General features: G+C 34.1%; 11 protein-coding genes. 3 read left to right on the plus strand and 8 right to left on the minus strand.

The genetic code is table 11. The annotated features are described in order from the left end of the window. Window positions 1-86 precede the first annotated feature (86 nt). The gene (locus GSB9_00633) at window positions 87-467 is read left to right on the plus strand and encodes a LysM peptidoglycan-binding domain-containing protein (GenBank protein UKM64086.1); all 381 of its coding nucleotides are present in this window, start codon (window positions 87-89) and stop codon (window positions 465-467) included. A gap of 263 nt (window positions 468-730) precedes the next feature. After that, complete coding sequence (locus GSB9_00634) at window positions 731-1,795, plus strand: hypothetical protein (protein UKM64087.1); 1,065 nt, start codon at window positions 731-733, stop codon at window positions 1,793-1,795. A 16-nt stretch (window positions 1,796-1,811) separates the two neighbouring features. On the opposite strand, the gene GSB9_00635 is transcribed toward GSB9_00634, so the two are convergent. The 3 genes from GSB9_00635 to GSB9_00637 form a co-directional block, all read right to left on the minus strand. After that, window positions 1,812-3,362 (minus strand): hypothetical protein, encoded by a 1,551-nt coding sequence (locus GSB9_00635; protein UKM64088.2) that lies wholly within the window; start codon window positions 3,360-3,362, stop codon window positions 1,812-1,814. Between the two features lie 1,009 nt (window positions 3,363-4,371). Continuing rightward, window positions 4,372-5,010 (minus strand): T9SS type A sorting domain-containing protein, encoded by a 639-nt coding sequence (locus GSB9_00636; GenBank protein UKM64089.2) that lies wholly within the window; start codon window positions 5,008-5,010, stop codon window positions 4,372-4,374. 30 nt (window positions 5,011-5,040) lie between these two features. Further along, the gene (locus tag GSB9_00637) at window positions 5,041-6,018 is read right to left on the minus strand and encodes a hypothetical protein (protein UKM64090.1); all 978 of its coding nucleotides are present in this window, start codon (window positions 6,016-6,018) and stop codon (window positions 5,041-5,043) included. Between the two features lie 266 nt (window positions 6,019-6,284). On the opposite strand from GSB9_00637, the gene GSB9_00639 reads away from it, so the two are divergent. Beyond that, the gene (locus GSB9_00639; protein ID UKM64092.1) at window positions 6,285-6,998 is read left to right on the plus strand and encodes a hypothetical protein; all 714 of its coding nucleotides are present in this window, start codon (window positions 6,285-6,287) and stop codon (window positions 6,996-6,998) included. Window positions 6,999-7,068: 70 nt separating this feature from the next. Here GSB9_00639 and GSB9_00640 read toward each other — a convergent pair whose 3' ends face one another. From GSB9_00640 to GSB9_00644, 5 genes are all read right to left on the minus strand, one after another. Further along, window positions 7,069-8,046 carry a permease gene (locus GSB9_00640; protein ID UKM64093.1) on the minus strand — a complete coding sequence of 326 codons (978 nt, stop codon included), beginning with the start codon at window positions 8,044-8,046 and terminating at the stop codon, window positions 7,069-7,071. 90 nt (window positions 8,047-8,136) lie between these two features. Next, a complete protein-coding gene (locus GSB9_00641; GenBank protein ID UKM64094.2) occupies window positions 8,137-8,370 on the minus strand; it encodes a thioredoxin family protein in 234 nt (77 codons plus the stop codon). A 202-nt stretch (window positions 8,371-8,572) separates the two neighbouring features. Beyond that, complete coding sequence (locus GSB9_00642; protein UKM64095.1) at window positions 8,573-9,190, minus strand: MarC family protein; 618 nt, start codon at window positions 9,188-9,190, stop codon at window positions 8,573-8,575. A 43-nt stretch (window positions 9,191-9,233) separates the two neighbouring features. Further along, complete coding sequence (locus GSB9_00643; GenBank protein ID UKM64096.1) at window positions 9,234-10,895, minus strand: DUF5060 domain-containing protein; 1,662 nt, start codon at window positions 10,893-10,895, stop codon at window positions 9,234-9,236. Window positions 10,896-10,910: 15 nt separating this feature from the next. After that, window positions 10,911-11,897, minus strand: coding sequence for an aldo/keto reductase (locus GSB9_00644; protein UKM64097.1), 987 nt, complete (start codon window positions 11,895-11,897; stop codon window positions 10,911-10,913). Window positions 11,898-12,139: the final 242 nt, after the last annotated feature.

Consider the following 12,139-nt stretch of genomic DNA (forward strand, 5'->3'; position numbering starts at 1 on the left):
ATTAACAGAAGAAATCTTAAAGTTAAAATCATACTTTTAACACAAGAAATTTATATATTGTTAACTTAATAATATAATTCATCATTATGGCAGTAAAAGAAAAATATCAACCCGTTTTGGATTTGGGCGAAAAACTTAACGTTACCGATGGCAAGGTTGAAGTCGATAACGGAAAATTAAAAGTATGGGGCACTACAAAATACCAATACCAAAAAAACCTGCTTTGGGATAAAATCAAGGAAATTGGAGGCGAAAGCCCCAGCGATATTATGGCCGATATTAAAGTGGCCGATACTTCGGTTTATGCACGTCACACGGTACAAAGCGGAGAAACATTGGGAAAAATTGCTAAGCAGTACTATGGCAATGCCGCAAAATATCAGGATATTTTTAAAGCTAATTCTGATATTTTAAAAAATCCTGATTTAATTTACCCAGACCAAGAGTTGATTATTCCGAATTTATAATAACGAATTTAAACGCTATAATAAAAGCGAGACTCGTTTGGGTTTCGCTTTTTTTGTGGCTGATCGATGGCCGCCAATCAGAACCTTTCTTATTTAGTTCAAGACAAGCTACTAGCCTAAAGTTCGCAACGAGCGGAGATTGTAATGTTCAAAACAGGCTAAAGTGAAGCTTTATTTTAAAAAATATTAGATTTGCTATTACAAGGGTGTTTAACTTTAGAAAGCCTCTTCTTTCTGTAAAAGATAAAAATGATATTAAATTCATGAAGAAAATATTAGCGTGTGTATTATTAAGTATTATCATCTCTTGCTCAAACAAAGATGAAGATACTCAAGAAATAAAATTTGAAAATGGGTTTTTTATCATAAACTCAGGAAATTATTCTTCAGGAGAAAGCGCTAGTATATACTTTCAACATTACGAAAATGAACAAATAGAAAAATTCTACTTTACCGATGTTTTTTCGTTGGTGAATGATGAAAAAATCCCAGGGTTTTTGTTAGATATGTCTATTAGTAATAACAAAGCCTGCATTTTGTCTCGAGATGAATATGACCGACTCATCATTACGGATAAATTAACGATGCAAAAAGAAAAGGAAATAATTTTAAATTCCTCTAATGCTATTGCTGCTTTTTTAACATCGGAAAATGTATATGTCGTGACTGAAGATTTTTATTTGTTCACCATAAATATCAACAGTGAAGAAATTACCGCTTCCAAAAAATTAGATGCTTTAACGGGTATTATTTCAGATATCAAGATGTTTAACGATAAAATATATTTTTCTACTAATAATGCATTTGGTAAGGTTCACGTAATAGATTTAAAAAACAACCTATCCCTTATTTCTTATAATATAGGTCCATTGGTTAATTCGATAATTCCATTAGAAGACGGTATATACTTATCTGCCATAAAAAGTGAATTTACTTATGATAAAAATGAGCTAATTAACCCTGCAATTACTCATGGCATCATAAAAATTAATACTACTAATGGGAATGTGGATCAAATTGTATCAACAGGATTTTCATATCCATACAACCTCACTTACGATAATGGTTTGTTCCTTTTTATGCAATCACATGACAGATTCCACCCATCTGATACTGAATCAAGAATTTTAAATAAAACAACTTGGGAATTGTCTGACCCCTTAAAAAATTTAAAACCAACTTATAACCCCGAGGAATTTTTACAATTAAGGAATTCTTTAATATACTATCTAACAAAAGATAGCTTTCACCTTTTTGATTTAAAAACTGATTTACTTAGGGCAACCGTAACAGGTTCCAATGCTAAAAAAATAGTTTTCCTGGATTAAATTTTAGAAGTGGTGATTAATAGTTTAGCCAACTTTCGTCTAAACAATGACCAAAAGAGTAAAAAATTTTGTCATTTACATATTTATATATTCCTGAATAGTGGTCATCATGAACCTCTATCTTTCGCTTTTCATTGGTATCAACATGCCACAATGTGATGAAAGAGGCATCACTATAATTGTCAAAAAACTGATGATATTCACCGTAAATATACTCATTCTTCAGTTCGTTATAATCGATATATTCAGCATTTACTAATTCATTTATAATTTCCTTTGTTTTTGTTTCAAAATTAAATCTATAAGGTGAATGATTTGATGAAAGTATTATGCTTGTTTTATTCACTGGGTTAAAAACCAATACCATATTTATTATATCTTCGGCTAAATCGCTAGACATAAGTAATTGAGCATTGTTAAGTGTTAATTCGTAAAAATTATTATTTAAAAAGATATATTTTGCATCATCAGAAATTCTAAAAGCTCCACCCGACGATGCTAAAGATGCTATTTCCTGCTTGGTTTCTGCGTTAAAAAAATGTGTAGTTCCCCCTGATTCTCTACAAACCAAAACATTATTTCTGTAAGTCGGAATATAGGAAGAGGTATTGTCTACATCTGTTATATAATCTTGGCAATTACAAGTTTTTGAAATACTAAAATCACTGCCATCAATAATTAAGGATTTTTTTGGAAAATCTATAATCAATTTACCGGTGTGTTTATCAAAGGTTAATTGCCAATTGTGATAAGAACCATCTAAAGAAATTAAAGATTTGGTTAACTCAAGCGATAAATCATTGGCATTAAATGCATACAAATACAATTCGCTATTTTGCTCAGTATGGTTAAAACCTAGTGCTACGTACCTGTTATTAGTAGAATCAAAAACAAAATCGTAGTAAAAGTCTTGTCCGAATTTAACACCAACGGGAAATCTTTTTATTATTTCGCCGTTTATATCGATGTCGCCAGATTGATAAAAAGTTCTAAATAGATGGGTATAGGTGTTGGCCGAAAATCTTGAGCCAAAAACAATGGGGTAATCGATAATAAAATCTCCTCCTAGCGGACTTAAAGGTTCTGAGTGCTTATAATAGCCAAATTCGTAATTGTAATGTTCAAAATTATTGTAAAGAGGGTGTTTTGAATAGTTTACTTTTAGTTTATTAAATCCAACATACGATTCTAAAATGGTAATGGGTTCGGTATTTAAAGTTAACACATTGCTTAATGTGCTTTCTTCTTCGGTTTTTAATTCAATTTTATATTCTAAAACAGATCCTGTACTAAAATTATCATTAAAAACTTGTGATTTTAAGGTTTCGTTAGATAGCGTAATTTGCTTAACACCACGTGATCCATGAACAATTAATGTCGCCCAATTAAAATTAAAATGTTTAATGGGGTTCCAATGAAGATAAATACTTCCCTCTACAACTTCAACCTTTGTCAAAACAACACGTTCCAACGGATAATCTTCTGGAATAACTTCCGCATCATCTTTAGAACAACCAATCAACATAAATAAGGTTAGGAAAAGGTAAAATTGGTATAATATTCGCATATTAGATTCTATATTTTTTTGTTGGTTTAAGGTCCACAAAGTAAAGAAAAAAGAAATTTAAGCATTTTATCTATTAAAACACAATTTAGAATTTTTCTTACCAAGAATAAACTGTTTCCTCTAAAATTTAGCAACGCGTTTTTAACAATACAGGAGTAATTCATCAATGGACGCTTAACAAAAATTATTAACCCACCACAACAAGCCCAACAAATTAGCGGATATTTTGAAAAACCCAGATTTAATTTATCCCGATCAAGAGTTGATTATTCCGAATTTATAGAATACCATTTTAAAAGAAACTGAAAGGCGAAACTCTTGTTACGGTTTCGCTTTTTTTGTTTGGCTATATATATGTCGTCATTACGAGGGAAGTATGACTGAAGTAATCAGTTTTAATCAAGTTCTAATTTATAAGATTGCTTCGTGCCTCGCAATGACAGTGTCCTATATTATTCAAACAAATTGATGATAAATGCAATTAAGCTATACTTCCAAAAGTATTAAAAGCCCTATTAAATACATTTTATATTGACGAAAACCCCACGCCGTGAACCCTCCTCTATCCAATTGAAATCCATCCTTTAAATAAGCTCTACTTATAATTTGCTTTTTCGATGGACTAGTTATTTCTGTTTTCTTGTTATTTGGAACCACAATACTTCAACATCTTTACTTGAAAAAGGTATACAAACCTCAGTTTTATACTTTTCTAAGCTTTTGGCTCCTTGGCTAGGTTTCCATCCTCCATAATATTTGGAGAAACGATTTGTACAGTTAAAACACCACTTGTGATTTTCATTATCAATTACAGTCAAGTACCTATATTTAAGATAATATTTTGTTTACTCGTTAAACATAATAGTTTTTATTTGAAGGTTTGGAGTTTGGTTAGTGCAAGCTATTTAACTAGGTGCATTTATATGAATTTTCTTAACACATTAATGCCAAACAATTATTTTTACATGGTGCTATATATAGCTTGTTTTTATTACTTCATACTACTGATTTATTTTTTAATAAATTTTACATTAAAACCTCCTATTGAAATAATATAGATGCCTTGAGGTAAGGAAGAAACATCAATTGTCTGGTTTTCCAATATCCCATGTTTTATTGTTTGTCCCATAATATTATTTATCTGATAATGTGAATTAAGGTTGTATTCTGATTGAATTGTAAGTACATTTATAGCTGGATTTGGATAAATTAAGAATGCACCTATTGAAGGGTTTAAAACACCTAAAGTTTCCGGATTTATTTTGCCCACAAACATTTTATACGTTTCAGATGACCAAGTCACATTGCCCAATATAAAACTATTTTTAAAGTAACCAGCAGTGTATAAAGTTCCATTTCCTGAAGAAATATCCTTGAATGAATTAAATCCAGTATTTTCTGGTGCAATAGCTCCAACAGGAGATCCATCGAGTAAATATTTGGCCAAAAAACCATTTTCATTATTTATTGGAGTCGTGCCAATTTCATTGATTAGAGTTATAGTTCCAATGGTCAGCATTGGAGAGTTGAATTCTCCTGCAACATATAATGCCTTATCATTTATGGTTAAACAATTTCCTGTATCATTATACATGCCTCCGATTTTTTTAGCCCAAATAACTGTGCCATTGTCTTCGATTTTTGTCAAAAAAATATCTGAATATCCAGATGTTGAAAGTTAGGTGCTTCCTAAAAGGAGATCCGTTTGTCCAAACCCCCCGAGTAGATATAATTTATCATTGTAATCAATTTTCAGGTCTTTAGGGTAAACATATCCAGTATCTCCAAATTGAGTTACAAACTGGGGCTGACCATCAGAATTAAATTTTGTAAGGAATGTTCTGATTCCAGAATTAGTGTTAGAAACACCCGTTGAATCAAAAGATATACTAGAATTAAAAGGGCCACTTAAGTAAACATTTCCAGATGTATCAACATCTATAGTACTTTCCCAACCAGGACTTCCTATAGTTGCAGAAGTATGCCCATTTTTAGCCCATTGTAGAATTCCTTCCGAATTGAATTTGGCAACAAAATAATTATTGGGGCCAGTGTTTGGTAACGTTAATGAATCATTTATAATAAAATCACCTTGCGTATAATCGCCTGCTATGTATATATTTCCCGTATTGTCTGAAGCTAAGTCATAAGCGAAAGAAGTAACTAAAGTGGTTGAACTATTTCCAAGTCCAGTCATCCACATAACTTCTCCAGTTGGAAAAATTTTTCCCATGAACACAGAGAGATTATATGGATTTACATTGGACAATGTGATTGCTCCGAAAGTAATCGTTTGTGAAAATCGCCCCATTATAATTAGGTTTTCATCTGCATCTATTGTCATTCCATCAATGTGTGATTCACCGGGACAGGAATAATGCTTTGCCCAAATGACTGTCCCCTGACTATTATATTTTGCTAAATATACCTGACGTAAATTATTCGTGGGATTATTTAAAACATAAGATCCTAGGGTCAGTGTTGCTGAACTGAATTGACCGCTAACATAATTATCTCCTGATATGTTTGTTGCAGTTTTAAATGCATAAGATTCTGATTCACCCTGAGGAGATTCTACCCACTCAAATTTTAGCGTTTGTCCATGCAAGTTTGCTAATAAAAATACAGATAGAATAATAAATATAATTTTTTTCATTTTTAATTTTTTGAAATTAGTTTAGTAATGATCCTCGTTAATTGGTAAGCAATATTATTATTTAAGTTACACCCAAAGTAAAAATAAAATGCAGTTTCAGTTAATTTTATCAAATAATACTGAAACAAGTTCAGCACGAGTAAGCGAAGTTAGAATTTTAAGACTAGCAAGGCCATGGTTTCTTACAAAATTTATGACGAAGTTTTCCACAATCCAAAAAATCAATAAAATATTTATTAAATTTAAGGAATCAACCCCTTATTGTGATGCGCATTGATATAGAGCAGCAATTATTAAAACAGCGAAATAAACGCACCCCGGAAGCTGATATTTTGCAGCAGGTACAACATGTTTTAACCGATGATGATCAATATGAAGATGGTATTTTGGCAACTTTGTTGCATGGTGATACTACGGTTAACCACACCCCATTTAATCTCGACCTTTTGGAAAGCAACAAAATTTTCCATATCGACGATATTAAAAAAATTTGCATCGCCTACCGCTTACGGTTTTTGGATAGCAAGTTGTTTAAAGGCGATATCCCACATGAGGCCATCCATAAAATTAAGCAACTTGAAAAAGACCACCATTGCAAACTAGACGGTTTTAAACTAATGGCGCCCAGTAAACTCTTCCGACTTGAAAATTACGACGACCCGTTGCTATTTGCGCCCATGGGTAACGGCTATTACTATTTAATACACCGATGGGGCAACGATTTAAGTATTTGTCGAAAATGGTTGATGTACCCGTTTAGAAACTTGGACACCGTTATTGTTAGCACAGTTTTAGCGGCATTTCTATTGGCCTTAAGTTTTCCCAAAAGTTACTTTCACCCCGATTATAAAACCACACAGTTTATTTTTTTATGCTTCTTTTGGTTTAAGGTGATTGGCTTTTGCCTCATTTTCTTTGGCGTTAGCCGTGGCAAGAATTTTAATTCGGCCATTTGGAATAGCCGCTATATTAATCGTTAACGTTTACTTTTTGTATTAAATGAAAATAAAGATTTAAGAAGCGCCTGTTTATAAAAAGCTTTGCATAAATTCAAAGTATGACATTAAACAGATAACCAGAAAGCATGATACAAAGTGCTACGACACCAAAAAAAATGGCTATAAGCTTTAACGTCATTACCTTTTTTAAAAGCATCGCTTCAGGTAACGACAACCCCACAACGCCCATCATAAAAGCTATGGCTGTACCCAAAGGAATACCTTTGGCCACCAAAACCTGAACTACCGGAAGTATCCCCGATGCGTTCGAATACATGGGAATGGCTAAGACCGTTGCCAATGGCACAGCCAAGAAATTGTTTTTGTCCATATACTTTTCAAAAAACCCTTCTGGAATATAGCCATGCATCAATCCGCCAACGGCAATTCCGATAATGACATAAGGTATAACCCCTTTAAGGATTTTTCCTGCCTCGGTAAAAATTATTGGCAAACGCTGCTTAAAGCTTTGTTTTTTCCCTTGGAATGTACCTTGCTCTCTTTGAGCATTTGCCAACACCTCTTTTACCCAAGTGGTTAAAAAACGTTCTAATTTTAAATTCTGAAGAATAATCCCCGATACAGTCCCCAATAATACACCACTAACTATATAAATAATGGTTGTTTTTACACCAAACAACCCAACAAAAAGCCCTATGGCCACTTCATTAACCAAGGGCGAAGTGATTAAAAAAGAAAAGGTGACACCCAATGGAATGCCACCTCTTACAAAACCAATAAATAATGGCACTGAGGAGCAAGAACAAAAAGGCGTTACAACACCAAAAAGACTTGCCATAAGGTACTCAAGCCCATACAATTTCTTTTTTGATAGATAATTTTTCACCTGCTCTATGGGGAAGTAGCTATTAACAATTCCCATAATAAAGATGACAACAAAAAGTAGAATTAAAATCTTTACCGTATCGTAGATGAAAAAGTTTAGTGCTTCAGCTAAATGTTGATTTTTGTTTAAATTAAAAGCGTCATATACCAACCAATCCGCAATATGTTGTAACCAATCAAACATGTCCTGAAATGCTAATAACAAATAGAGTAACTGCTCTTTCCTAACCTAAGGTAAAAATAACCTCTGTTAGGCGATTCATAATGGCTTCCTTCAGTTTAAAAGGGCCAATATTTCATCTTTTGAAGGTACTCTTCCCTTAATTTTTATAGCATCGCCTATTACTAAAGCGGGTGTGGTCATAACTTTGAACTTCATAATTTCCGCAATATCTTCAACTTTTTCAATACTTGCATCAATGTTATTTTCAGAAAGCACATCTTGAACAACCTGGGTCATTGCCTTGCACTTAGGGCAACCTGTTCCTAATATTTTAATTAAAGTCATTTTACCTAAATTTATTAGTACAAAGGTATGACGGTGGATTCTCAAAAAATGTGATTTTTGTTACATTTCTGAAAGTTTATAACCTATACTGCTTAATTAAATGGCAGAAAGCAAAATAATGCATTTCGTTGTGAAAAGTTAATAAGGTTTTTTCCGTTTACCGACCGTTTATAAGTCAAGAAAACGTGGCATGAATAGCACTTTAAGGTAAATTGAACGAGATTTTTATGCCTTGAATAATCATACTGGTTCCTATAATGGCAATAATTAACCCCATAATCTTACCAATAACCGATATGACGTTCCTTCCTAATTTTCTTACGATAAAATCGCTTAAGTTAAAGGCTACATAATTGAGATAGCACATAAAGGCAAATATTAAAACAACAATACCTATTTTGAAATAATTAGCATTGGCAACAAAATTCATAGCCGTAACAATGGTACCCGGTCCCGCAATTATGGGAATTGCCAATGGCGAAATAGCGATATTTTCATCAACATTAGTTTTACCTAAATGTTTAACGTTAGATTTTTTGGACTGCAGCATTTCAAATCCCACATAGAAGATTAAAATGCCGCCTGTTATTTTAAAAGCAGGAACAGTAATGCCAAACAATTGAAAAATGGTTTTTCCTAAAATAATAAAAACCAACCCGATTATAAAGGCCACAAACGCTGCCTTTTTGCTAATAATGCGTTTTTCTTGCTCTTCGGCATCACCAACCAACGACATGAAAATGGTCATGTTGGAAATGGGATTGGTAATAGCGAAAAAACCTGTAAATACGGTTATTGAAAATGCTAAAATATGATCCATTTACTTAAATGCTTATTTAATTCTAATTGCGAAAATAATAGATTTACTCAGCTTTTAAAATTAAAACCCAATCGGTTTTAGTGTGCGGTGGCGAAAAAGAAACATCGCCCAATTTATGGTTTAAGATAGGAGCTATTTTTTCAACACTTCCTGTTTTGGCATCCAACCATTTTACTGAGCTATAGGTTCCGTTTGGTAACTGTAACGAAAATGGATTGCCGTTAGATGAAAAGACTAAATATTGTTTACCTTCTTCAGACAAACACCATACTTTTTTAAGATTGTGATTAGACAGTAAAGTATCCGAAGGTTGCATCTTGAAAAACTCAAAATGTTTAGTCATAACAGTACTTAAAATATCCAATTGTTTTGCCGATGCCGCATATGGATTTTCAACGCCAAAAAACGGCAAGCCCTCATCGCCAAAGGCTACCAAACTTTCTTCTCCCGCATGGCCACACCAATTAAAAGAAGCACCTGCAGTAACACATGCCCAAGCCGACTGTCGTAAATCCTCTAATGTAGCCTCGGTTCGCTTTTGCCAAAAACGCCGCCATAGGGCATTACCTTCAATCATATAAACCGGTTTACCTTTTACATAGCCTGCTAAACAAGCGTCGTGATGCGTCCAAGGCTCTTTCCAATGTGGGCGGTCGGTATCTCGGTCTTCCGAAAAAATGGAATGATTTTCAACAGCTGCAAAATTATAGGCATCACGATGGTATTCATTTTTAACCGGATGCTCGTCTTCATAGGTTCGCAAGTGGTTGAAAACATCGTATTTTTTTACTAATTGCGCCCAGCCTAACTCCTCTTCTACTCTATTGCCCGGTACTTCCCAAACATACCCCCAACCGGCAATATTGGCATAGGGAGCTAAGCGCGATACCACATAGCGAACATAAAATTCTTTTTCGGTATCGTTTAGGTTGATCCATTTGGGTCCATCGTTTTTACTGCCATCAAACCCTAAAAACATGTGTAAACCGATGTCTTTTTTGTTGAGCCACCTTACGTGCATTTCCATCATTTTCCAAACATCCAGGCGCATGGTACTCGATGCTTTACCTTCTTCATAAAGCGTTAAATTTTGAGTTGTAGGTTTTGGTCCGTCGTGATAATATTGTTCAAAACAACACAATGACAATAGCCAATTGACCTGCAAATGGTTATAACCGCGGTCTATAATTGGTTGGTAAACATTTTCAGTTATCCAATTAAACGGTTGAGCTATAGAAGCATGACCACTTTCGTAATACGATTTTAGCCAAACAGGTTCAGTACCATTGTAAGCGAACCATCTTGGGTTTTCTTTGTAAGCTTTTAAAATACCTTTTCGGGCATTAGCTTCAGTACATAAAAAAGCGCCTTCGCCTCCTATTGTGTCATCACTCCAACGCCATGTGTATGTCCATTTCCCCAATTCGTTGGGCATAAAACGTATTTTCCAAATGGTTCCAGAAACAGCATCTCCTCCGCCTTGTCCATCTCCGTCATAAAATCCATAAAAGGTGGTGGTTTTTCCTGAAGGTGATACAAATGTTGTGCTGAGTTCAACGTCGGTAAATTTATTGGAATACGGCTTTTTATTTTCCAATTGCTTTTCAAAAGTAGCGTATAGCCCTACTTCAATGAGTGGCTTGGGCGTATTGCAGCTAATGAAAAACAAGCACAGCACCAGAATGCCAAACAGTTTAACTTTCATAATTTTATATCAGAATTAATAGCCACCACGGATGGCACCGTGAATTTTTGATTGGTATAAGGCCTTTAACCTTTCATGAACTTCGGGTGTTAGTTTTTCAATATTGGAAACAGACGCATTAGCAATAACCTGTTTTGAAGAACTCGCCCCTGGAATAATGGAACTAACCGCATTGTGATCTAAAATCCAACGGAGTGCCAGTTGCACCATGTTTAAATCTTGGGGCAAAATATTGTTTTTTATGGTTTCAACAAATTGCAAGCCTTTTTCAAATGGAAGGCCTGCAAAGGTTTCTCCCACATTAAAGGCTTCGCCATCTCTGTTGAAGTTTCTGTGGTCATCTTCAGCAAAAGTCGTACTGGCATCAAATTTTCCCGTAAGCAAACCACTCGCCAATGGCAAGCGTACAATAATACCAACGCCTTTTTCTTCTGCTTTTGGGAATAGCTCGGTTATCAATTTTTGTCTGAAGATATTAAATATAACCTGTAAGGAAAGCAAGCCGTCCTGTTCCAAACAAATGAGGCCTTCTTCTACCGTTTCTACACTGGCACCAAAATGCTTTATCAAGCCTTCTTGTTGTAATTCACGCAGCCAATCGAATATTTCACCTTCCTTTAAATACTTAGTGGGAATACAATGTAGTTGCAATAAGTCTAATGCCTCAACTTGCAATCGATTGAGAGAACCTTCAACGGTTTGTCGCAAAATATCTTTCGAGTATTTGTCGGGAAAAGCATTGGCAGCACGCCCAAATTTGGTGGCCACACGAATAGGTGTATCACAGGTTTTTAAAAATTCACCTATTAAGGTTTCGCTTTTTCCGTTACCATAAACATCGGCTGTGTCAAAAAAGGTTATCCCCTTTTTTACAGCTTCATTTAATATATTAAAGGCCGTATCTTTTGAAATATCCTTGCCCCAATCGGCACCTAATTGCCAGCAACCTAAACCGACTTCACTAACTTCAAATCCTGGTTTCCCTAATGTTCTGTTTATCATTTCAATTAAATCTTTTCACTATATCAAGTAATTTCTTTACAACTGGACAAACTCCATGAGTTCTCTCCTTCCCTGTAATTATACAAAATAACAAAGGGAAATTAAGTCCATTTCAATACAAAAATATTGTTTTTGTGCTATGAGGTGATAAATATAAAAACATGAAAAGAGTTATTCCATTTTTATTACTATTATTTCTTTATACATTTTTGATTTGCCCAATTCATTTAAGCCCGCGATAA

It is taken from the genome of Flavobacteriaceae bacterium GSB9 (assembly GCA_022749295.1).
Taxonomy (GTDB): Bacteria; Bacteroidota; Bacteroidia; order Flavobacteriales; family Flavobacteriaceae; genus Flavisericum.